This window comes from Sorangiineae bacterium MSr12523, from assembly GCA_037157775.1.
GTDB classification, from domain to species: domain Bacteria; phylum Myxococcota_A; class Polyangia; order Polyangiales; family Polyangiaceae; genus Pendulispora; species Pendulispora brunnea.
On the sequence record CP089982.1, the window covers coordinates 8,839,716 to 8,863,356 of the forward strand.

Sequence of the window (23,641 nt, forward strand, 5' to 3'; positions counted from 1 at the left end):
GTCGGGCTCGATCGAGGATTTCCAGGTGCGGGGTCATGGCATGTCCGCTGCTATTGCAGACGTTATGCAACGTCGGCTCACCCCAATGATGAAGCTTGCGCTGTTCGCATTTACCCCGGTGGCGCTCATTTCGCATGAGCGTGAAAGTCACGCATGCACGCCGCCGCCGTGGTGGCCGATGATTGCCCTCTCCAGGACGATCCCGAAAGATGCCGTCATTCCCATCAGGTTGTCACAGCAAAGCGGCGTCACCTTCGAATACGAGGTATCCGATGAGGGTCGTTCGCCGGTTGCTGTCGTGCTCGAGAATTCCTCCGACGAGTCTACGAAGTTCCTCCGACCTGCTGCCGGAGAATTCCCGCTGGGCGCACTTCATATCGCACTTCGCTCGAAGCGCTCATTGGGCCCGTGGGAGCAGTCGGACACGTACGACGTCATCGTAGCCGCCGAGCGAATGGCGGATTGGAAATTGCGTCTAACGAATCCCAAGCTGAATAGCATTCGCATACCGGACGATTCGTCGCCGAAAGTCCTATGCCATCATCCGCCGGTGCGAGCCTGCGGCGGGACCAATACGGAGCCTTCGGAAACGACCGAAATTCCCTCGCGGGTCAAAAAAGCCGTCACCCTCTCGTTCAACACGGAGACGACACCCTGGGCGCCGTATCTGATGCTGCAGTCGATCAAATACACCGTCCGCCTCGCCGATGGATCCATCGTCGAAGAGCCGCCAAGGACCCATGGTCGTTATTTCGAATCGACGGGGGTCGAATATTGCGCCGAGGTCACGTTCACGCCGCGATTCGGGACGGCACCGGCGCAGACCGAGCGCATATGCGCGCCGCACGGCGACATGCGATACGACGTCACGCAAGCCGACCATGACGAAATGCTCGTCGCCAGCGCCCAAGCGTATCAATGCACGTCGCTCGACTTCCCGGAAGGCGTCCCCATTCCCGGGCCCGTCGCCGACAAGAGCACCGGCGGCAAGAGCACCGGCGCCCAGAGCTCCGGAGGCGCAACGGACGGCTGCTCGAGCACTCCCCGCCGTGGAGACGGGAGCGATGCGATCCCCCTGCTCCTTCTCGGCACGGCCTGCGTTCTCCGACGAAAACGACGGCAGCGCGGCTAGCCGCGGCCGAGAACTGCGCGGCGCAGGATGGGGAAACGAAGCATGCCCTGGGCGAGCACCCGATCGTGGAACGATTGCAAATCGAATCGGGTGCCCAGTTCTCGCTCGGCGTCGGTGCGCAATCGAAGGAACTGAAGGTACCCATAGAAATAGCAGGGCGCCTGACCGGGCAGCCAGAAAGTGTAACGTTGCACCGCCTGATTGGCCCATGCTTCGGAGAAAACGACGTCGTTCGTGATGACGCGTTTCACCTCCGCTTCGTCGATGAGCCCCAAATTCAACTCGATGTCCAGAAACGCGTGCGCCGCGCGCATCAATCGGGCTTGAAGCACGATCAGCCGGGCCTCGAGCGGAACATAGGCATCGACCATCGCTTCCGCGTAAAGCCCCCAGCCCTCGGCGTTCGCCGAGTTGAAGGCAAAGTGACCGCGCGCAATCGATACGCCATTTTCGCGCATTCGCGTGAATTGGAGATCGTGCCCCGGTCGGCCTTCGTGGGCGGTGAGCCACCACGTCGCCCCCTCGAAGGTGAAATCATCGAAGCGGCCGGAGGGGCCTTCCGCATTGTGCGCCGGAAGCACGAATACACCTTCCTTTGGCCCCTGGCCGAAAAGGGTCGGCGAATCGTAATACGGTGCGGGAATGCGCGCGCTGTCCGCCTGCGTGCCGAGCCGGAAGCGCAACGCGTGCTGGGGTAAGGTCGCCAGACGCTCTTTTCGAATGATCGTCTCGAGCTCTCCGATTCGCCGGCGGTAGAGCGACTCGATGGCATCGGCGGGCACTTGCTCGCGTTTCAATGCACGAATGACGCTGCGGTAATCCGAAAATGCATATCCTCTGTTCTTCGCCACCTCACGGGCGAGCGGCTCCATCGCGCGTTGGATATCGGCGAAGGCACGCCGCGCCGTCTGGGCCACTTCTCGCGGGGGCGCCTCGATGCCGTTTCGCTCCACTTGGAATGCGTAATACTCCTCGGGCATTCGAAAGCCATCGCGCGCCCGCGGCAGAATGACCGTACGCACGAATGCATCGTACACATTCATCTGCTGCTCGAGCCGAGCAAATGCCTTTTCGTAACCCGCAATCCCGGAGCCCGCAAAGGCCGCGCGCAACCCGGGCAGAATCGCCGACGAGTTGTCCAGGTAGCGCGAGACGCGCGTCTTGGGCGGAAAGAGAAGGCCCGGGCGATCCAGCCGCTCGCGGGTGCGGCGTTCGGCGAGCTCGGTGATGGGCGCGGTGTTCGGAGCCAGGCCGGCATAGGCTTCGAGGCGCGCGAGCGCGGCCTGCTTTCGCTCGTCCGAACCGCGAGCCTCGAGCAGTGGCGAAAGGCCTTCGAAAATGAGCCTGGACAGCTCGTGAAAAGGAACCTGGTACTTTGCATCGAGCGCAATCTGGCGGTGGCGATCCTGCGCGGCGCGGGCGAGCACCTCGAGATCCGTGCGAACCTCGGGGTTCGATTCCGATGCGGCCGCGCGGCGATATTCCTCCTCGATGGCGCGATACTCGCGCACGGCGCGTTCGTCACGGTCGCGACCGAGATCCGGCACGCGCGCATCGATCCGAGCATCGCCAAGCACGATCAACGATTCGGGATCGAATCGCGCATCCGCCTCGATGAGCCGTCGCGCGAAGGCGTTGCTCCTTGCAACGGCGTCGACGGGCGCATCGGCCACACCGCGCGCGTGCTCCGCGGGAGCTCCGTGTGCACATCCTGCCAACGAGAAGAGCGATAAGACGGCAACGTAAAATCGGCGCATCGTATCCCGCATGGTAGGCTGGGAACGGCGGGATCCCACGAAAAAAAGGTGATCCCCGAGCGCCACTCCGAACATTGAAGGCCCTGAAGGCGTCGGGCGCTGCCCCTCGATGAGGGAAGTCGAATCACCGAGGCTCGGAGGAGTTCATGAAATTGATGCGTCGATGGGCTTGGATGATGGCGTGTGTTGCTGCAACGGCGAGCACGGCCGCATGCGGCGGTGACGATTCGTCCGAAAAAGGCAGCGTGCGCGAGGCTCTCGCACGAAGCGACGGTCTCAAAGTTGGTCACGTCGCGCTTTACAACCAGAAGACCGAACTGCGGAGCGTTCACGGTGGAAGCTCGAACTTCTACGGCGGATGGCGCCCCCCGCCCAATCCACGCTGCGAAACCACCACGGAAGGAAGCTGTACGGTCTCACGCTGCCAGCGGCTCACGTCGGCGGATTATGGGCCGAGCTTCGAATTGATCGAAGCGAGCGCAGGCCTCGTCGAGATCCGCCGCTCCAACAGCCCCGAGGTGCTCACGTTGGGCCCCGGTCGTTCGGGACTCGAGGCTGCAGGTTCCCTCTGGTCCGGTGGTGAACAGTTCACCATCAAGGCCGCGGGCGATTCCGACGGCGTCCCAGGATTCGAGACGAGCCTGAAGGCCCCGTCCATGGTCAAGGTCACCGCGCCGGGTCAGCCGACCGCCGGCGGTTGGATCATTCCGCGTTCGCGGGATTTCGAACTTCAATGGACCTACGAAGGCGAGCCCTCGGGAGTCGTGACCATCGGCATGGGCGACGGGCGGTTCAACTTGGACAGTGTGGAGTGCAAGGTCCCGGTGCAAAACGGAGGTGTCAAAATCCCGGCGAGCGCACTCGCCGTGCTCTCCGCGGGCACCGGGTATTGGTCGCTGCATCTGCTCGAAGAGAAAACCATCGAGGTCGAGGGCGGGTGGAAGGTCACCGCATCGCTCTTCACCGAAGGTGCCGGTCCGGGAGCGGGGGGCCTCGCAAGCGTCCCCGTGACCTTCGAGTAGCTCGGAAAATCGAGCGCGCGCGGAGCCGAAAGACGAGGGTGCGCTGATCACCGCACCCTCGCGCACGCGCCTGACCGCAGAGTAGGTGGCCCGACCGCCACAATCCCGACTACAGTAGCGGGGTATGAGCCGTGCGCTCTCGCGGTTTCTTTCGGTAGCATTTGCGGCTTGGAGCATCACGGCGTGCGAAGTCGTGACCCATTCGGGCGACTTCAAGACGACCATCGATTGCCCGGAAGGCTACCTCGGGTGCAGCGGCGCATGCTTCGACGGGCAATTCGACCGAAATCACTGCGGCACGTGCGACGTGGCCTGCGCTTCGGGGACGGTTTGCTCGGAGGGAAGCTGCGGAACCCAGTGCACCGCCGGAACCACGCTCTGCAATTCGTCGTGCGTCAATACCGCCTCGGATCCCGCAAACTGCGGGGAGTGCGGCAAGGCTTGCGAGAAGGGAACGATCTGTTCACGCGGGACGTGTGCATCGGGCTGCGTGGAGGACCAAGTCGCCTGCGACGGCGTATGCCGTGATATCGAGACCGATCCGAGGCACTGCGGCGGTTGCGGGCACTCGTGCAGCGGCGCGGAGGTCTGCATCAATGGCAAATGCCTGAGCGGGAACTGCTCGCTTTACGGACTCACCCGCTGCGGGCTCGGCACCTGCGTCGATACGAAATACGATCCGAACTACTGCGGCGGATGCAACAAAGCATGCAAATCCGATCAGTTGTGCGACAACGGAAACTGTGTGGTCGTATGCCGGGAAGGTGAGACCAACTGCGACAATAAATGCGTCAATCTGACCAACGACGATAAGAACTGCGGCGCCTGCAAAAAAGTGTGCCCTCATGGCGGATGCACCAACTCGGTGTGTCCGTGAGCGGGCCCGTGACAATTGCAACCGTGCAAGCAACCGAGGCATTCGAGCCGATCGTCGGAGCGACCCTCAACGAGCGCTACGAACTCGAGGAGTGCATCGGCGTCGGAGGCATGGGCGAGGTGTGGCGCGCGAAGGACAAGTCGCTGCGGCGCCAAGTGGCCATCAAGTTCCTGTCCGGCGCGCTGGCCGAGAAGGAAGAGACGCGGGACCGCTTCCTCGTGGAGGCGCAGGTCACCGCGCAATTGAACTCGCGGCATGCCGTGCACGTGTACGACTTCGGGGTTACGGCCGCTGGGCACCCTTACTTCGTGCTCGAGCTGCTGAACGGCGAAACGTTGGCGACGCGCCTCGAACGCGTTGGCAAGCTCGATGCCGAAACGACCGTCACCATTTTGCAGAAAGCGGCGCGCGCCCTTTCCCGCGCCCACGCGCTGCGCATCGTTCACCGCGACTTCAAGCCCGACAACATCTTTCTCACGGTGAGTGAGGAGGGTGACGATGGTGGCGAAGAGGTCAAAGTCGTGGACTTCGGCATTGCGAAACTCATTGGAAGCCTGGAAGAGGCTCGGCCTTCGGTGGCCCCGGAGGACCTCAACGTCGAGGCGAGTCGCAGTCTGACGCGGACGAATGGGTTGGTCGGCACGCCGCAATACATGTCGCCCGAGCAGATTCGCCAGCAGAACATGGGACCGCCGGTGGACATTTGGGCGCTCGGGGTGGTCGCGTTCGAGTGCTTGACCGGGGAAACGCCCTTTGCCGCAACGAACGTGCTCGCGCTTTTCGCGGACATTCAGCTCGGAAAATCGGCTTCGGCCCATGAGCTCGATCCGAGCGTGCCGGCGGCGTTCGATGCGTGGTTCAAACGGGCTACGGCGCCCGCCGCGGAGAATCGATTTCACGATCCGAACCAGGCGATCGCCGAGCTGGCGAAGGCCATTCTCCCGGGGCACTCGAACATCGTCGAGGTGACGTCGCCGGATCTGCGCCCCGGTGAACCGCGCAGGGCGTTCCCCGCGTGGGCGGCGTTGGCGGGCATCGCGCTCGCAACGATCGTCGTCCTCGGCGTGCTTCGGATGCGGGGGCACGAGGAGCCGCCGCCTGCCGGCGCTCCATCGGCCATGCCGACGATGGCCGCGAGCACGCCGAAAGCGGAGCCCGAGCCTTCCGCACGCGAGACGGCGGCGCCGCCGTCTGCGTCGTCGGCACCTGCGGCATCTGCGGCATCTGCGGCGCCTTCCACTTCGCCCGCGCCGAAGGGGTCTGCCGCCGCAGGGAAAGGGCGTGGTCGCTCGACGCGCGAAGCGGCCCCCGCGGAGTCTTCCACCTCGAACAAAGCGGCGAGCTCCGCAACGTCGCCGCCGCCGAAAGCTCCGTCGGCGGCTCCTTCGTCTCCCTTCACCCTTCCCCCGCTCGGCATATGACGCGCACCGTTCTTCGTTTGGGCGCCGCACTCCTTCTTCTATCGGCGCCGGTCCATGCGCAGGAGGATCCACGAACCCGGGCCCGCACCATCGCCGGCGAGGGCGATGCGCAGTTTGCCGCGGGGCGATGCGATCGCGCGATTCGATTGTGGAAGGAGGCCGATGCCATCTTTCCGGCTCCGACGATCCAGCTTCGCGTCGCCCACTGCCAAGCGCTGCTCGGGCACGTCGTCGAGGCGAGCACCACGCTCGAAGCCATCGTCGGGTCCAGGCTCGCATCCGATGCACCGGAGGCTTTCGTCATGGCCAAGAGCCAGGCAGCCACCGAACTTCCCACCTTGAAGGCGCGCATCGCCACGCTCACCATCGAGCGACGCACGCCCCGCCATGCGAACATCGACGAGGTTCTCGTCGACGACGAAAAGATGCCGCTGGACAAGGCGAGCTACCCCATCGATCCGGGCAAGCATCGCATCCGGATTCGACAAGGCAAGGAAGTCTGGGAGAGCTCCATCGAGCTTCAAGACGGCGAAAAGCGGACGATGGTGGCCTCCGTGGTGCTCGAACCCGCACCGCCCCCGCCCAAACCCGGGCGAACCGCGTCCTACATTCTGGGCGGGACGGGCCTCGCGTTGGCCGCGGTGGGCGGCATCCTCGGCCTCACGGCGATGGGCGATTCGGACGACCTGACCCGCGACTGCGGATCGAACCGGAGCGAGTGTGCTCCGGGCGATCAATCGCGCATCGATTCACTCAAGACCAAAGCGCTCCTCAGCGACGTATTCCTTGGAGCGGGAATCGTGACCCTGGGGGTCTCGGGATACCTCTTTTGGCGAAGCACCCGTGTCGAACGCGAACCGCCGCACCTGCGACTCACGGTCACAGGCACGGCGGCCATGGTCGAAGGGCGATTCTAGCTTTCTCGAACCCTGAAGAAGAAACCGCCAGGATCGCCAAAAAGAGGCGCCAGGATCGCCAGAGGAACCAACGATGAATCCTGAGTTGGTTTATTGCCAAGCAACAATCAACTCCATTGTTGGTTCACTTGGCGATCCTGGCGACCTTCTGGCGTCCTGGCGGGCTCCTTCTTCTCTTTGTGACAGGTGACGCTGAATCGGGCTCCGCGAGTCAGCTGCCGCTCGAAAAGGCTTCGCTCGAGATGGGCTCCAGGCGCGGAGACAGCAGGTGGATGAGGATGATGGCCAGCGAATAGGCCGCCGGCGGCAAGAGCAGCAGGACGTAATAGCCGCTGGGCCCCATGGCCTGAAGCACGCTGCCCGCCAATTGCGCGATGAAGATTCCGCCGATGGCTCCGCCCATACCGCCGAATCCGACCACCGAGCCGACCGCCTTGGTCGGGAACAAGTCGGATGTCAGCGTAAACAGATTGGCCGAGAAGCCTTGGTGACCGGCCGTGGCCAAGCCAATGAGCAACACCGCGGTCCACGTCGACCCTGCATTGGCGGCAAGGACGATGGGCGGCACCAGACAGGCGCAGATGATCATGGCGACCTTCCGCGAGCGATTGATGGTCCATCCGCGACGAATGAAGCTCGACGAGAGCCAACCTCCGAAGATGCTACCGAAATCGGAGATGAGGTAGATGGTCACCAGCGGAAGTCCGATCTTGTTCAACGTGAGACCGTACTTCTGATTCAACAAACTGGGCACCCAGAACAGATAGAGCCACCAGATCGGGTCGATGAGAAACTTGCCAATGGCAAATGCCCACGTTTGGCGCCATGGCAGCAGACGCACCCATGGAATCTTTGGATAGTTCGGCGCCGGGTCGCTCTTGATCCATTCCTTTTCGCGCTCGGTGATCTTCGGGTGCTCCTCGGGTGGATGGTATTTGGCCAGCCACAATGCCACCCATAAAAGGGCCAGACAGCCCGTGACCACGAAGGACGCGCCAAGACCGAACGCGGGGACGATCATGGGAAGCATCAACGGTGTGACGATGGCGCCCACGTTGGTTCCCGAGTTGAAGAGGCCCATGGCGAAGGCCCGCTCGCGCTTGGGGAACCAATGCGCAATCACCTTCACCGCTGCGGGAAACATGCCCGCCTCGCCGATTCCTAGGCCGAATCGTGCCAGCTTGAAGCCGAGCACCGTGGTGGCGAAGACGTGTCCCGTGGCCGCGAGTCCCCATATGGTGGCGGCGACGGCGAAGCCGATTTTCGTCCCCACCTTGTCCATGAACGCGCCCATGGACAACATGCCCATGGCGTAAGCGACCTGGAACCAAAAGACGATGTTGCCATAGTCCTTCTCACTCCAGCCGTAGAGCTTCGTCAGGTCCGGCTTGAGGACGCCGATGACCTGCCGGTCCACGTAATTGATCGTGGCGGCGAGGAAAAGAATAAAACAGATCGTCCATCGGTAGCGCCCGACGGCGAGAGCAAAGGCTCCAAGCCGTTGGCCAACTCCAGTGTGTTCCGCCTTTGCACCCGGGTTTTCGCGAGCACCGATATCCCGAATCGTGTCGGCGTCTTGCATCGAACTCTCTCCGTTTCACGAACGTGGGATCGTCCTATTGGTCAGCCATGTGGCCGCCCGCCCATTTTCTATGGCTATCGAAGGATGGCTCCATTGGCAAGGGCGAATTGACACCGGTTACCAGAGCTAATTTTTTTGACGCATCACGTCGAAGATGACGCGTCGGTTGAAACGCTCCAATGGCGCCGAAAAGCCGAACGATTAGGCGCGCCCGCCGACTCCGCGCACCAATTGTCTCTGCGCCAATGCGAATAGGATCATGACGGGCAACGATAGGATCACATTGCCAGCCATGACGATGTGCCATCGCATGCCCGTCCCCTGCTCGCGCAGGAGCGCCACACCGAGCGGCAGGGTGCGGACGTCGTCGTTGGTCGTCATGACCAGCGGCCAAAAGTAATCATTGTAATGAAAAACGAAGCTCACCAAAAAAAGCGACACCAATGTCGGTGCGAGGAGAGGTCCTAGAATGCGGTAAATGATGGTCGCCTCGGATGCGCCGTCGAGGCGGGCCGCTTCGATGATCTCGTCGGGTACGGACACGAGGGCTTGCCGCACCATGAAGGTCCCGAGGGCGCTCACGGCGAAGGGCAGCACCAAGGCCGCCATCGTGTTCACGAGGGCCACCTTCGCGAACAAGAGAAACACCGGCACGAAGGTGACCTGCGCGGGCACGAGAAGGCACGCGAGAACGAGGCCGAAGGCCAGACGGCGTCCCGCAAAATGCAGCTTCGCCAGGGCGTAGCCCGCCGGAAGGGCGAGGGCGATCTGCAGCAAGGCAATGGCGATGGCCATCACCAGGGTCACGAGCATGTAGTGCCCCACGGGAATCGCATCGAAAACTTCGCGATAGGCCGCAGCAGTGGGACTCTTGGGCACGAAGGCCGCAGGGCGCTCGAGAACCTCGGCCAGCGGCTTGAACGAGGTTGCCACCATCCAGCCATAGGGCGCGAGCCACACCAGCGCCGCCGCGCACGCAAGCCCCATGCGAACGAGGTACCCCGTGCGCATCGTCATGTCCGCCTCTCGCTGCGCGCGCGCCAGAAGCGAAGTTGGAGGCTCGCCACGGCGACCAGAACGAAGAAGAAGATGACGGTGATGGCGCTGGCCTTGCCGATGCTGAGATCGAGGAAAACCTGCTCGTAAATCGCGTACACGAAGAGCGACGTGGCATTCGCCGGCCCGCCTTGGGTCATGATGCGCACCACGTCGAAGGTCTGGAACGAAATGACCAAGCTGGTCGTCGCCACGAATGCGGCGGTGGGACGGAGAAGCGGCCACACGACGAATCGAAAACGCGACCAACGTCCCGCCCCATCGAGCGCCGCCGCCTCCAGAAGCGATGGCGGCACGCTCTGGAGGCCGGCCAGGAAGATGACCATCGCATAGCCCGTGATCTTCCACACCGTCACCCCGGCCAAGGTGGCAAGGGCGGTATTCGGATCGGTCAAAAAGCCGATGCGGGGAAGATGCATGATTTTCAACACGGCCGCGAACACGCCATGATCCGCATCGAGCAACCACATGAACAGGAGCGCCACGGCCACCCAGCTCACGACATACGCGCTGAAAATCGCCGCGCGCGCAAAGGCGAACAGTCGCCCTCGTCGATTCAGGAGGACGGCAAGGCCCAAGCCGAGGATCATCGCGCCCGTGACCACCATCACGCTGAAACCGAGCGTTCGCAACGCCAGGTGCAGGAGCTCACCCCGCTCATTGAGCGCGCGGTAGTTGTCCGTTTGCACGTAAACGGGATCGGTGAGCAGATCCCACTGGTAGAAGCTTTCGTAGACGGCGAGCCCCACGGGGAACACCACGAAGACGAAGAGCAGGGCCAGCGACGGGCCGAGCATGAACCACGGGGAGCTCGGTGTGCGCGGCCTCATCGCGATCTCGCCACCCGTGCGCGGGCCACGGCGCGCGCTTCCGACATGACGGTGCGGGCGTTGGAGCCGTCGAAAACGGCGCGCTCGAGGCGCGGTTCCACCACGTCGCGTTGAATACGAAATAGCTCCGTCGCCCACGGCCACGGTTCGACGTAGGCGAGCTGCGTGAGGGCCACTTCGTCGTTCGGGTGTTTCGCGTAATACCCCGTTTCGCGCAATCGCCGTATGGCCGGCTCGGTGATGGGCAGATAACCGGTGCGTGTTGCCCACTCGATGGTCTGGTCGGGTTCACACATCCAGCGGAGAAAGCTCCACGCCGCCTCCTTCTCTTCACGAGGCGCCTGTCGCAATACCGTAAAGAATGTGCCGCCGGTGGGGACGGCCGGGCGAACGTCGCGTGGAAGATTGGCGGCGACGACGGGAAAGCGCGCGTTCTCCTCGAGGTAGCGAAGAAAGGCGGTGCTGGTCCACGTGATGGCCGCCTTCCCCGCGAGAAAATCCTGGTTCGTGGCCTGCCACGCGTTGTAGTCGCGGCCGGGCGGCGGGCGCATCACCTTGTCCTCGTGAACGAGGCGTTGCCAAAACGCGAGCGCCTTTTCCCCCGCTTCGCCACCGAGGGTCGGATCGCCGTCGTCGCTCATCAGGGTTCCGCCGGCTTGCCCGACCATGGCCACCCAGAACCACCACGAGATGGGCACCTCGTACCCCCATCGCGCGTCGTCGCCTTTGCGTGTGAGCGCCCGCGCGGTGTCGCGGAGTTCGTCCCAGGTGAGCGGAGCTTTCAGCCCCTCTTTTTCCAGGATCGAGCCATTGAGGTACATGATCGGCGTGGAGCGATTGAACGGAATGGCGACCAGTGCGCGGTGCGCTCCATTTCGATCGCGAAGGTACGCGCCGGATTGCGCCAGCGCGGGGACCAAGGCCATGGCCTTTGCGCCTTCGTAGTCGTCGAGCGGCTCCAGAACATTGGCCTCGGCAAGGTACGGGACCACCTCGCCCACGACATGGCTGAACGTGGGCGCGGCCTTCGCAGCCAGCGCCGTGCGAAGCTTGGCGAGCGCCTCGAAGTAGTCGCCTTGGAACGTGGCTTCGACGAGCACGCTCGATTGGACCGCGTTGAATCGCTTCACCAGATCGAGCAAAACTTCGCGATTTTTGCCGCCGTAACTGAACCAAAGGGTCGCGACCGTGCGGCCGTCTTTCCGCGACGTTTCTCGCCGGCAGCCCGCCGCATATGCCAGCGCGAGCGCTTGCAAGAAGGCGCGACGCTTCATTCGATCCGTGCGCCGCCGTTGGCGGGATCGAAGAGGTGCACGAGCGACGGATCGAGCGCGAGGGCGAGTGTGTCTCCGCGCTTGCGCGTGTCGAAGCCCACGGAACGCACGCGCATTTCGCATGCGCCGTGGCGCACCAGCAAGTGCGTCTCCGCCCCGAGGGGCTCGACCGCGAGCACTTCGAAAGGGTGGCCCGTTTCGGCGATGCGCACATCCTCCGAGCGCACACCGACATGGACCTCGCGCAGGCTCGTGCCGGCCGGCTTGGGGATGCGGAATGGGCCGCAGGCGAAGGCGTCTCCATCGAGCTGCCCGCGCAGCACGTTCATCTTCGGCGAACCGAGAAAGGTCCCCACGAACGACGTGCTCGGCCGCAGGTACACATCGCGCGGCGACGCGAATTGAAGGACTTTTCCCGCCTGCATGACGCAGATGCGATCGGCGAGCGTCATCGCCTCGACGTGGTCGTGCGTGACGTAGATGGCGGTCGCCTCCAGGCGGCGCACGAGCGCGCCGATTTCCACGCGCAGATCGGCGCGAAGCGCGGCGTCCAAGTTCGAAAGCGGCTCGTCGAAGAGAAACACCTTTGGCTTGCGCACGATGGCCCGGCCCATTGCGACGCGCTGACGTTCGCCGCCGCTGAGTTCTCCGGGCAGCCGATCCAAGAGCGCTTCGATCCGAAGAAGCTCGGCGGCCTCGCGAATGCGGGTGGCTTGCTCCGGCTTCGGCACACCGCGCATGCGCAGCGGAAACGCGAGGTTCTCGCGCACCGTCATGGTCGGATAGAGCGCGTAGCCCTGAAACACCATCGCCACGTCCCGCTCTTGCGGCGCGACGTTCTTCAGGTTCCGCCCCGATACGTGAATCGTGCCCGCATCGGGCTCGTCCAGCCCGGCGATGAGGCGCAACGTCGTCGATTTTCCGCAGCCCGATGGGCCGACGATGACGACGAACTCGCCGCGCTCGACTTCGAGACTCACGCCGGCCAGCGCCGGGCTCGTTGCCTCGGCCCTCTCGCCAGAATAGCGCTTGTGAATCTGGTCGAGCGCGACCTCGACCATGTTACCCGTGCCTCTCGCGGAGGACGTGGGCCGCCCGCGCCATGTTGCGAAGCTTCGCGTACGCTTCGTCGAGCGGGATGTCGGCGGCATTTCCCGGAGCGAATCCGCAATCCGGCGCGAGCACCAAGCGCTCCTTGGCCACGTGCTCCATGGCCTTCTCCACGCGTTCGACGATGGTCTCCGGGGAGTCAATCACCTCGCCGCGGCAGTCGACGCATCCGAGGCCGATCCGGAAATGTGCGGGCAGATCGCGCAGGCAGCGCATATCGCCTGCGGCCGGGATGGTGAACTCCATCATGAGCTGGTCGACGTCCAGCGCACGGAGGGGATCCATGATGCGATCGTACGATCCTTCGCCGACCCACCCTTGCCGCCCCTTGTTTCGCCGGCAAAGGTGCACCGCCCGCACGATGCCGTTCATGCCCTGGAAGACGTCGTTGATGAGCGACGCACAGTGCATGGCCTCTCGATCGGCGTCCGCGAAGGTCTTTCGCACCTCGGGATCGACGAAGAGGCACAGGTGGGGATCGTCGAGCTGCACGGTGTGGACGCCGGCATCGGCGAGCGCGGTGACCTGCGCGCGGAGGATCGGCACGATGGCGCGGGCGAAGTCTTCGCGTGTAGGATACACATTTTTGGAGACCGTCTCGTCCCACATGCGCACGCTGAGGAGATACGGGCTCGGGAGGGCGACCTTCACGGGACGGCTGCTGTGCGCGATGGCAAAGCGGGCATGCTCGGCGAGCACGTCGGCATTGCCCGGTGTCACCTCCCCGGTCACGGTGTGCCAGTATTTCCCATCGCGCTTCTCGCCCGAGAGGCCGCGTGTAAAGCCGCTCGCCACGTCGGAGATGACCCCCACGTACGAAAACCGGCGCCACTCCCCATCGCTCACGATGTCGACCCCCGCCGTCTCCTGCAGGGCAATCGCCAGGGGCACGGATTCATCGAGGAGGCGCTGGCGTTCGGCGTCGCTCACCTTCCCTTCGTGAAACTCGTCGAAGAGCTCTTTGACGAAGAGGGGACGCGGCATGGATCCGACCACGGTCGTCGGGAACAGCAAGGGCTGGCTCATCGTGACTCCGACCACCACTTGGCGGCAAACGACAGATCCTCGAGTGTATCGAGCTCCATATACCCTCCGTGTGTGTCGACCCGGTGAAATGCACTTCCATTTTCGATCATCGATTGGAAAAGATCGATGAGGTACGCCCGCTGGAAGGTGCGGCCTTCGCGATAGATTCGATCCATACCGCCTTGGAAACGGACCTCGGTTGCGTCGAATGCGGCTAGCAGCTCCTGCGCGCCCTCACGCGAAAACTTGGTCACGCCGATGAATTCCCCCTGCGCCGCGTCCGCCTCGATGGTGCGGGAAAGCTCGAGGATGCGTTCGCCGTCGGCGCGGAGCTTCTCGCCGTCGGTCTCGGGGTGCTGCGTGCGATCGCGGTAGCGCCGCCGCCAATCGGTGTCGCAGGCGAGCACCTTGTCGTGGGGCGAAGCGAGCAGTTTCTTCACGACCGACCCCCGATAGATGATGTCGGTGTAGGAGGAGAGAAACCCATCCGCCATGTATTCGCGGGCGCAGAGCAAGGAGAGCAAGATGTTGTTGCTCTCCCAGTTCCGATTTTCCACGTAGGTAAACTCGGGGTAGCGCGCTCGCAGCGCGTCCGCGCGGTAGCCGCAGACGAAGACGATATCGCGCTTCTGGTAACCAGCCTCGGCGAGCGCCTCGAGGATCCAGTCGAGCATGGGCCGCCCCATGGTGGGGACGAGCGTCTTCGGGAGTTGCTCCGTCATGTGGGCGAGGCGGCTTCCGCGGCCGGCACCGATCAAGATTGGACGCATGATGACCTATCATCTCCTATCACAGGCTAAACTCTGCTGGTATGCGCATGCCCACTCTGACGCTCGGGATCGTAACCGATCTGCACTTCGGCCCCGAGGCCCACTTTCGTGGAAAACTCCGAAAGTTGACCCACCACGCCGCGAGCCTCACCGAGGCGTTCGTCGATCGGATGAACCGCGAGGTGATGCCCGACCTCATCGTGAACCTCGGCGACGACATCGAAGACGAGAGCCGCGAGGCGGATCTCGTGCGATACGCCGAATGCCAATCGATCCTACGAAAGGCCCACGCGCCGCTGATCAACGTGGCGGGCAATCACGATCTGGTGAATTTGACGCGCAGCGATCTGCTGGCGAGCTGGCATCGCGAAGGGCCGCTCTACTACGCGCTCGACCACGGAGAGTGGCACCTCGTCGTGCTCCACACGATCGAGCGGAAGGACCAAGACATCCGCATCCCGAGGGCACAACTCGATTGGCTTCGCGAGGACCTCCAAAAGACGACCCGCCCCACGATCGTCTTCATGCACCACAGCGCAAGCGAACAAGACGTCGACGACTCCCGCTGGTTCTCCGGAAGGCCCGAACTGGCCCTCGTGCACGAACGCGCAGACCTCCGAGCCATCCTCGAAGAGAGCAAGAAAGTGCGTGCCGTCTTCAATGGACATTTGCATCGAAATCACTTCGACGTGATCCACGGCATTCCATACATCACAATCCAAAGCCTCATCGAAAACCTCGACGACGACGCCCCAGGCCGCCCCAGCGCCGCCCACGCCATCGTGCGCCTCACCCCCGAACGAATCATCATCCGAATCCAAGGCCCCGACCCCGCCCGCTACCAAATCGAACTCTAGAGAGAAGAATTCACAGGGAGGCGGGGAGTTTTTTGGGGTTCAATCGGCCCAGTGCGCGAATTGCAAACCCAAAAAGGCGTTCCGCGCCGGTTCGTGCCGTAAGTCCTTCCCGCCTTCCCGCCTTCATGTAAATTCTCCTTCTTCGGACGGCCTTGCGTGAAATGGTCGCAGGGAGATGGCCGCGAATGCCGCGTTGGGGGGGCGGGGTTCGTGCTAGCAATGAAATCCGATGAATGAAAGCTGCACAGTGTCACTGATCGTATATGGGACGGCGGTGGATCCCGAGGATGTGACCCAGGCCCTGGGGCTTTCACCGACGTGGCAGCGGCGGAGGGGGGAGCCGAATCATCCGGGCGATCGCCCCACCAAACGCGGTATGTGGAAGCGGTCCTTCGTCGGCCCTACGCCGGTCAACGCGCCGACGCTCGCGAACGATCTCGCGCGCGATCTGCTCGGTGAACTTCCCTCCCCGCTTCCCTCGTGGTCGAATTGGGGAGACGATGTCGAGGTCGATATCACGCTTTCGTTTGCCGTCCACCGGCTCCTGAATTTCTCCTACGAGCTGGACACCTCGGTGGCCAAGAAGATCGGCGAGGTGGGTACGGCCCTGGTGTGCAATGTCTATGACGTCGACGATAGCGTCCGCGCTGGAAGCTTCGACGACCCCGATGCCGCCGAGCACGAAGTTTCGGTGTCGCTCATCGTTCGGGGAGAGGAGCTGGATCCCAACATCGTGACGAGCATGCTCGGGCTGGACCCCACATCGTCGGGCCGCGCCGGGGATCCCATTCAACGTGGGCAAGTGCGGGCGCGTCCATTGGGGTTTTGGGAATTCGACGTCCGGTCCCGGCCCCCCAAGGATGTCAATCAGCTCATTCGCGCGCTGCTCGGTCGACTTCCGACGAATCCGGTAACATGGGACACGTTGCGGCGCGATTACCAAATACGACTCCACACATCGTTCACGGCGGAGGGGCTGAGCGGCCATTTCTACCTCGAGGCCGATGTCGTCCGGGCACTCGCGACGATGGGGTGTACGCTCGACTTCGCGTTCTACAACTTGAACGCGTAACCCTACCGAATAGCGTCAAGGCGAACCAAGACTGGGAATCTCGCGCGTCAAACAATGGATCGCGCCGCCGTCGCCGATGCTCGATTCGCTATTCACACCCACCACGCGATAGCCCGGCATCGCCGATTCGTACGCGCGCTGAGCAGCAACGTTCTGCTCCGCGGCATTGTAAAACGGCATGATGACGGTGCGATTGACGATGAGTGAGTTCGTATAGGTATACCAAGTCCCGTTGCTCACCCAGCCCTTGACGCGGGTGACCTGATAGCGACCGGAGCCGCATGCGAGATCGCGGAAGTAGTTTGCCGCATCCTCCGTCACGGAGCGGAATGGCTCGTCCGAGGTCTCGGCGACGATGACTTTGCATTCGCCGACCAGCTTGGCAAACATATCGATGTGGCCCGTGCCGTCGGCTGGCCTGCCACTGGGATCCGTTGCGTAATCGAAAATGTGAATCGTTCGGGCGCCGAGGTACGTCTGGAGCGCCGCATCGACCGCCTCGCGGCGCATGCCGGAGTTCCATTCATAGATTCTCCGGCTCAGAAAGGCATTGCCCCGCCCATCGGTCATGTAGTTGCCGCCATCGAAGACCAGCTTCGTGCCGTAACAGGGGCTATGCAGCGTGGCGGCGAGCTTGCACGGAATCGCGTCGTCCGCCGTGTTGCGGGCACGTACACCGTACTGGGTGTCGACCATGCCCAAGGTGTGCGTCGCCTCGTTGATGCCCACTGGACCGTAGTCGCGCACCCAAGCGCTGTTGGTGCTGTAGTCGAGCGATTGATATTGCTGCGGTGGCACCCCCGGAATCGAGGGCGGTCCCTTCACGGCCAACACGCGTGCGCCTGCCGCCGCGCTCGCGGCAGCCACCGGTCCCAGCACGTCGATGTAGTCGCGCCACGTGATGAGCACGGCGCGGACTGGCTCGTACTCGGCAGGAACGCGGTATCCACTCGGCGGTGTTGCATCGACAGGATCGCCAGCAGCGAGAACGGTCGGACGGGGTGATTGCTCCTCGTCGCCACTCCAAGAGGGCTCGGCACCGGACGCGCAACCGGCGAGTAGAGCGGCCAGCATGGCGCAGAAAACGGAGCAAATGGCTCGTCGATGCATGGACTCTCCCCTCTCCTCGATGAGGCCATCGAATGCCATCTCGAATCGCGCGGCAGATTCCCAACTCGTCGCCGGACATCTGCCGCTGACGAAGTACGGCGACCCTCGCAACGAGGCGAGGCCACTCGAACCCCGTGGACCTCTCTTAGGATGCACGATCCTCCCCGTCGGTGGCGCTCCCGGATGACGCGGATCGCCATTGCCAGGCAGTCCAAACGAGCTCACGAACGATGAGACCGCAAACGTGATTTCCGCACGCGCCCGCAAGGATTTGCGAAGCACTCATGAAGCGTGGGCGAGGGTGCAATACTGAATATCTTCGAACACGAGGGCAGCGCTCTTCGGACGTTCGCGCCTTGACCACCTTTCCGTTCGTTCGAGTGGATTCAGGTCATCGGAGGCATCGTGTTGCAACAGCACGAACGCGTTCGGGATGTACACCGGTGACATTCCACGAAAGCCTCGCGCGCGTGCTGAAAACAGCGACAAAAACGTCGGACCACACAAGCACGCACCAAAATTAGGAAACTTTCTTAATTAATTAGCTTGCCATATCTCTTAAGCTATCGTGGGCCTCATGAAATACTTATTTGGCGCCATGGCCATCCTATGCGGCTGTTCTACGTCCCCATCGTCGAATGCTCCAAGGATGGATGGCTCGCGGCTCAAGGCGGCGGATTGGACGCTCGTTTGGTCCGACGAATTCGAACAGCCCAATGGATCGGGCGCGGATCCGTCGAAGTGGACGCAGGAGGTCGGTGGCGACGGCTGGGGAAACGAGGAACGGCAATATTATACGGATGGCACCGCCAATGCCGTCGTTCGAGACGGGGCATTGGTCATCACCGCAAAGGCAGATGGGGCTTCTTCGCACGATTGCTGGTACGGCCCCTGCCGTTACACGAGTGCGCGCCTCGTCACCAAAGGCAAATTCACACAACGCTACGGCCGCATCGAAGCGCGGATCCGCGTTCCGAAGGGCAAGGGCCTATGGCCTGCGTTCTGGATGCTCGGTGCGGACATGGACACGGTCGGCTGGCCGCAATGCGGCGAAATCGACGTGCTGGAAAATTTGGGGCACGAACCGCACACCGTCTATGGCAGCCTCCATGGTGAAAGCTATTCGAACGAGAACGGATTAACCGAGGCCTACACCGTCCCGGGCGCTCCCGTATCGAGCGATTACCATGTTTATTCCATCGAATGGGAAGCCGGCGCCGTCCGCTTTTACGTCGACGACGTACTTTACAGTTCGCGCACCCCGGCCGACCTCCCGCAGGGCGCACAATGGTCCTTCGACCATCCGTTCTTCCTTCTGCTAAACGTCGCGGTGGGCGGCACCTGGCCCGGAGATCCCGACGGATCCACGACCTTTCCCCAGAGCATGCAGGTCGACTGGGTGCGCGCGTTCGTCAAATCGTGAGTGGCCGCGCGGCCATGGGACGGCAGGCCCGCCGCACGGATGCAGAATACGGCGGGCGTGCTTTTCTGGATTCCTAATCGCAGCGGTTCAAGCCGTACGCGCTCGGATTGGCGTCGAATTCCGACGTGGTGCTCAGATTGACGGCCGGGGTCCAACCCCAATTGCCATTGTCGTCGCCCTGGGTGTGGTACCAGGTCGTGTTGCCGCCCGCGTGCCGCTCGCCCGTTCCCCAGCAATCGAACCAGCTGTAGGTGGTGCGCACGTGGTCGACGATGCTGCTCGACGTCGTCCTCGCCGCGTACATGTTGGCGCCCGCCTTGTTGTTGCAATACAAGCGGCCATCGCTTCGAACTGCGCAGTCACTGGAGGAGTCGTACGAGATGGCCTGCTTGCCCATCTGCTCCCAGGCCGCGACGAAGTCCTGCTTGTTCCAGCGCTGGTTTTTACCGTTGGCCGGGACATCGACCAGCGGATTGTTGATGTAGACGGAGTTGGCGTCGAAGCCCGTGATCACCACGGCGTGCTCCTCCATCGTGATTCGGATATTTCCCGACGTCGTGCGCCACGTCTGGAACTCCGAATCTGCGAGCTTCACGAACCGTGCGTTCGTCACCACCCATACCGGACGCCCTTTGCCAACGTAGTCGGTGAGGAGAGAATCGAAGGAATTTCCCGTAAGATCGCGAATGCGACCGGGCAGATACGTGTCCGCAAGGCGCTTGACCGGGCCGTGGTACGCGCCGTATCCGAACTTGCTCCTATCGTACATGTCGCCGACGAATCCGTCATTGGGATTCCCGTGAACCTGGTTCTCCACGACCCAGAAGGGGACTTTGTCAATCTTGGACGCCAGCGTCATTTTGCCGACATCGACCCCCACGTAATTCAACATCATCGCCAGCGAGGTGACTTCACATCCCCGTGGCAACTCCGGATTTTGCTTGATGATGGGAACGTCGAGAAGAACGGACGCTTGAACGGCCTCCGTCAGTTCCGACGACGCCGATTGGACGTTTTCACCACTCTCACTGGCGCAGCCAGCGACGACGCCGAGGAGCATGCATGAAGAAAAAAGCCATCCCAAAGTATTACGCATGGCCGCGTACTATCACACGAACAAGCCCATAGAATTGCAAACCACAATGAACGAGCCGGTGTAATCACTGCGCTATTTTGGCGCGATTGTTACGAAGCGAAATACAATCACGCGCAGACCTCCAGCAACTTGGCATTGCGGTACGCGACAGAGGAATAGAACCGCCAAGGCGCCAAGGTCGCCAAGTTTGGTGGATGTACGGAAGAGGGGCGCTTTGACCCTCCCCATCCTTGGCGGTCTTGGCGTCTTGGCGGTTCCCCTTCCCATCCTGCCAATGAGCGATTTCGAAGCGACGACGCCGAGGAGCATGCATGAAGAAAAAAGCCATCCCAAAGTATTGCGCATGGCCGCGTACTATCACACGAACAAGCCCATAGAATTGCAAACTACAATGAACGAGCCGGTGTAATCACTGCGCTATTTTGGCGCGATTGTTACGAAACGAAATACAATCACGCGCAGATCTCCAGCAACTTGGCATTGCGGTACGCGACAGAGGAATAGAACCGCCAAGGCGCCAAGGTCGCCAAGTTTGGTGGATGTACGGAAGAGGGGCGCTTTGACCCTCCCCATCCTTGGCGGTCTTGGCGTCTTGGCGGTTCCCCTTCCCATCCTGCCAATGAGCGATTCGAAGTGTCCGCTTCGGGCGCAAACGTCCAAACGGTCGCACGTCCGCTATATTGGATATATCAATTGCAATTGCGGGCTCGCAACATTGCATTCAGCGAGCTCAATCGTGGATGTCGAAGCTCCCTTTTTTGGGACACGTCGAGGTCGTTGGACTGGTCGATCGCGACCTCATCGCGAGGATCCGACACATCAGGATCCCTCGGAGCGCAAACGTTTGCACCCGTCCGACAAGTCGAGCCACGAACGCGCGCTGACCGTGGTCGGAGCCACGGACATAATTTTGTTCAGACAGGGCTCGAATGCGCCGACGTAGGCGCCAACTTCGAATTTCGTCATTTCCAATCGAAGGGTGATCGCGAAACGACGAAATACCGAATCGGAGCGCGGGCATCGACTTTGCTGTGCGCTCCTGCGTGAGAAACACCGGACCCTACCAACGGCGGTCGAGGGCTGGGGGAGTCCTGTACCCGATTGCGTTCCTGATCACCTTTTTGGTCGTCGCGGCGGGGTTCGTCCTCGAAGAGCAAAACGCCGCTGCGCCGAGCACTCCGGATGGAGACGCGTGTAGGCCGGATGACAACGTTGTCTCGCACCGTCCCGCGGCCGCGAAATCCCACGAATTCTGAACGAGGCATGGCTATGAACCGCACATTTCGAGGCCTTATCCACGACCGGCGTGGCGTCACGTCCGTCGAATATGCGCTGCTCATCATTGCGATCATGCTCGTCGCCACCACCGCGTTCCGCGCGCTTCAGGACCGTGTCATTCGCGCGGCCCACGAGCCCGGCGAGCCCGGTGGTGGTGTCGCGTCGAACGGCGCTTCTCCGGGAGGAGGCGGCTCTCATGGAGGCGGGGGCGGCTCCTATGGAGGCGGAGGTGGGGGCGGCTTGTTCGGTGGCGGTGGCTTCGGCGGCGGAGGCTCGAAGGGTGGAAGCTACGGCGGCGGATCGTTTGGATCAGGAGGAGGAGGGTCCACCGGCGTCTTTGGGAGCGGCGGCTCGTTCATAAGCAGCAATAGCGGCCCGGGCGGCGGCGGCAACAACGGTTCTTGCGCCGGCGGCACGTGCGGAAATCCCGATTCGAACTGTTTCGTCGCCGGAACGAAGGTGGCCACGCCTTGGGGCGAGCGGCCGATCGAAGAGCTCGCGCCCGGCGATATGGTGCTCGCGCGCGGCGAATCCGATAGCGCGGTGAGCGCGCGTCCGGTGCTGAAGACCTTCGTCCGCGGTACGTCTTCGCTCGTGGACGTGCGCGTCGAGGCTCTCGACGGCAACCGCGAAAGCATTCGCTCCACCCCCGAACATCCGTACTTCACGCTGGATCGCGGATGGGTGCACGCGGGAGGCCTGACCGTCAACGAGCCGCTGGTCGACAGCTCGGGGCGCGAGGCGCGGGTGACGAACGTTGCCCCCCTTCCCTTGGAGGCGCTCGTCTACAACGTCGAGGTCGACATCGATCACACCTACTTCGTCGGCCACTCGGCCGTGTGGGTGCACAATCAATGCACGACGCGCGGCGGTCCCAGCGCAGGACCTGCCCCATCGGCGGGATCGTCCAAATCAGGTGGAGGCTCCAAGAAGCGGCCCGCGCCTGACGACGACGATGACGAAGGCAACGGCAAGGGCAAGCGACCGAAGTTCTGGACGGACACGGAGAAGAAGGTCGTCGACAAAGCGGAGAAGGATGCGAACGGCAATCCGACATGCCCGACCTGCGGCACGTCGATCGATCCCAATCAGAAGATCCCGCTGACGAAGAAAGACGGCTCGCCGCAACTGAAGAAAGACGGAACGCAGAAGGAACGTAGGCCTTTCGACATCGATCACACCTACGCACCAGGTGCTCAGACGCCCGACACCAAAAACGGAACCTGGGCGCAGCGGCAGGAGGAGATCGACAAGGTCATCGAGAAAGCAAAACAAGATGGAAAGCCGCTGAGCGAGAAGGAAATCAAGGACCTGAAGAACGAAGCCTACAACTCCAACGTGCGTTTCCAGTGCCCGTCGTGCAACATCAGCCACCAATACGAAGATCATACGGGCTACAAGCCAGGTGTCGTAACTTCCGGCACGAAGAAGGGCGGCAAGAAGAAGTGACATCGACCGATGACGTCCGCGCGCACTACGAGAAACTCCTTGGCTCGGCCACGGAAGAACATCGCGTCAATCTCGGGCCCCTTCAATTCGAAATTCTGACCATTCCAGGAGCGCCCTATGCCGATGGGACGACCGTCGCCACCCTCGGTCTATCGAAGCACATCGGGCAGGAATTCTTGCTAGCGTGCCACTCGGACCAGTTGCATGCCAAGCACGTCAGCCTGCTGGCCATCGTCGCGAAGGAACAGCTCGAATCGGGCGCTGGCCTGCGAAGAGGGCAGGTTCTCGGCCCCGCCGGCCCTCTCGTTCCCGGCGCTGCGACCGAGGCTCTTTATGTCTGTCCGCCGGCTTATTTCGGTCCCAACTTCGATCCGTTGATTCTCGCGGACGGTGGCCATGTCCACTTCTTTTGGTTGGTGCCCATCCACGTACGAGAGGCTCGATGGATTGCCGTCAACGATACGCCGAACACGAAGACCTTCGTTTTCGAAGATCTCTTGGTGGCTCAAGATCCGGACCTTCTCGATTTCAGTAGGCCGGAGCTCGATTTAGGAGACTCGAACTGACGATACGCCGTGACCG

General features: G+C 62.4%; 20 protein-coding genes. 10 read left to right on the forward strand and 10 right to left on the reverse strand.

The features are described from left to right. Positions 1–64 precede the first annotated feature (64 nt). Positions 65–1,132, forward strand: coding sequence for a hypothetical protein (locus LZC95_34540; protein ID WXA91565.1), 1,068 nt, complete (start codon positions 65–67; stop codon positions 1,130–1,132). Here LZC95_34540 and LZC95_34545 read toward each other — a convergent pair. After that, positions 1,129–2,889, reverse strand: coding sequence for a DUF885 domain-containing protein (locus LZC95_34545; protein ID WXA91566.1), 1,761 nt, complete (start codon positions 2,887–2,889; stop codon positions 1,129–1,131). The two genes, LZC95_34540 and LZC95_34545, sit on opposite strands and share 4 nt — an antisense overlap. A 146-nt stretch (positions 2,890–3,035) precedes the next feature. Here LZC95_34545 and LZC95_34550 point away from each other — a divergent pair, with 146 nt between their 5' ends. The 4 genes from LZC95_34550 (at position 3,036) to LZC95_34565 (ending at position 7,126) form a co-directional block, all read left to right on the forward strand. Further along, positions 3,036–3,911 carry a hypothetical protein gene (locus tag LZC95_34550; GenBank protein ID WXA91567.1) on the forward strand — a complete coding sequence of 292 codons (876 nt, stop codon included), beginning with the start codon at positions 3,036–3,038 and terminating at the stop codon, positions 3,909–3,911. A gap of 124 nt (positions 3,912–4,035) precedes the next feature. Continuing rightward, positions 4,036–4,788: a hypothetical protein gene (locus LZC95_34555; GenBank protein WXA91568.1), complete on the forward strand. Its 753-nt coding sequence runs from the start codon at positions 4,036–4,038 to the stop codon at positions 4,786–4,788. 23 nt (positions 4,789–4,811) lie between these two features. Then, entirely contained in the window at positions 4,812–6,209 is a 1,398-nt protein-coding gene (locus LZC95_34560) for a serine/threonine protein kinase (GenBank protein ID WXA91569.1), read from the forward strand. Beyond that, the gene (locus LZC95_34565) at positions 6,206–7,126 is read left to right on the forward strand and encodes a hypothetical protein (protein WXA91570.1); all 921 of its coding nucleotides are present in this window, start codon (positions 6,206–6,208) and stop codon (positions 7,124–7,126) included. The genes LZC95_34560 and LZC95_34565 overlap by 4 nt, the downstream gene beginning before the upstream one ends. 211 nt (positions 7,127–7,337) lie before the next feature. Here the strand turns inward: LZC95_34565 and LZC95_34570 are convergent, their stop codons facing one another. From LZC95_34570 to LZC95_34600, 7 genes are all read right to left on the reverse strand, one after another. Next, a complete protein-coding gene (locus tag LZC95_34570) occupies positions 7,338–8,708 on the reverse strand; it encodes an MFS transporter (GenBank protein ID WXA91571.1) in 1,371 nt (456 codons plus the stop codon). 201 nt (positions 8,709–8,909) lie between these two features. After that, on the reverse strand, positions 8,910–9,725 hold the full coding sequence (locus tag LZC95_34575; GenBank protein WXA91572.1) for a carbohydrate ABC transporter permease: 816 nt from the start codon (positions 9,723–9,725) through the stop codon (positions 8,910–8,912). Beyond that, entirely contained in the window at positions 9,722–10,594 is an 873-nt protein-coding gene (locus tag LZC95_34580; GenBank protein WXA91573.1) for a sugar ABC transporter permease, read from the reverse strand. Before LZC95_34580 ends, LZC95_34575 begins: the two co-directional genes overlap by 4 nt. After that, positions 10,591–11,868: an ABC transporter substrate-binding protein gene (locus LZC95_34585; protein WXA91574.1), complete on the reverse strand. Its 1,278-nt coding sequence runs from the start codon at positions 11,866–11,868 to the stop codon at positions 10,591–10,593. Before LZC95_34585 ends, LZC95_34580 begins: the two co-directional genes overlap by 4 nt. Next, a complete protein-coding gene (locus tag LZC95_34590) occupies positions 11,865–12,929 on the reverse strand; it encodes an ABC transporter ATP-binding protein (protein ID WXA91575.1) in 1,065 nt (354 codons plus the stop codon). The genes LZC95_34585 and LZC95_34590 overlap by 4 nt, the downstream gene beginning before the upstream one ends. 1 nt (position 12,930) lies before the next feature. After that, positions 12,931–14,004, reverse strand: a complete 1,074-nt coding sequence (locus LZC95_34595; GenBank protein WXA91576.1) for a cobalamin-independent methionine synthase II family protein — start codon at positions 14,002–14,004, stop codon at positions 12,931–12,933. Next, entirely contained in the window at positions 14,001–14,774 is a 774-nt protein-coding gene (locus LZC95_34600) for a phosphocholine cytidylyltransferase family protein (protein WXA91577.1), read from the reverse strand. The genes LZC95_34595 and LZC95_34600 overlap by 4 nt, the downstream gene beginning before the upstream one ends. A 41-nt stretch (positions 14,775–14,815) precedes the next feature. Here LZC95_34600 and LZC95_34605 point away from each other — a divergent pair, with 41 nt between their 5' ends. Further along, positions 14,816–15,631: a metallophosphoesterase gene (locus tag LZC95_34605; protein ID WXA91578.1), complete on the forward strand. Its 816-nt coding sequence runs from the start codon at positions 14,816–14,818 to the stop codon at positions 15,629–15,631. A 247-nt stretch (positions 15,632–15,878) separates the two neighbouring features. Beyond that, entirely contained in the window at positions 15,879–16,703 is an 825-nt protein-coding gene (locus tag LZC95_34610; protein ID WXA91579.1) for a DUF4279 domain-containing protein, read from the forward strand. Positions 16,704–16,718: 15 nt separating this feature from the next. Here the strand turns inward: LZC95_34610 and LZC95_34615 are convergent, their stop codons facing one another. After that, a complete protein-coding gene (locus LZC95_34615) occupies positions 16,719–17,813 on the reverse strand; it encodes an agmatine deiminase family protein (GenBank protein ID WXA91580.1) in 1,095 nt (364 codons plus the stop codon). A 577-nt stretch (positions 17,814–18,390) separates the two neighbouring features. On the opposite strand from LZC95_34615, the gene LZC95_34620 reads away from it, so the two are divergent. Continuing rightward, entirely contained in the window at positions 18,391–19,236 is an 846-nt protein-coding gene (locus LZC95_34620) for a glycoside hydrolase family 16 protein (protein ID WXA91581.1), read from the forward strand. 73 nt (positions 19,237–19,309) lie between these two features. On the opposite strand, the gene LZC95_34625 is transcribed toward LZC95_34620, so the two are convergent. Continuing rightward, the gene (locus tag LZC95_34625; protein WXA91582.1) at positions 19,310–20,332 is read right to left on the reverse strand and encodes a C39 family peptidase; all 1,023 of its coding nucleotides are present in this window, start codon (positions 20,330–20,332) and stop codon (positions 19,310–19,312) included. Positions 20,333–22,069: 1,737 nt separating this feature from the next. Here LZC95_34625 and LZC95_34630 point away from each other — a divergent pair. Further along, complete coding sequence (locus LZC95_34630; protein WXA91583.1) at positions 22,070–23,059, forward strand: hypothetical protein; 990 nt, start codon at positions 22,070–22,072, stop codon at positions 23,057–23,059. Next, entirely contained in the window at positions 23,056–23,625 is a 570-nt protein-coding gene (locus LZC95_34635) for a suppressor of fused domain protein (protein WXA91584.1), read from the forward strand. The genes LZC95_34630 and LZC95_34635 overlap by 4 nt, the downstream gene beginning before the upstream one ends. The last annotated feature ends 16 nt before the right edge of the window (positions 23,626–23,641 follow it).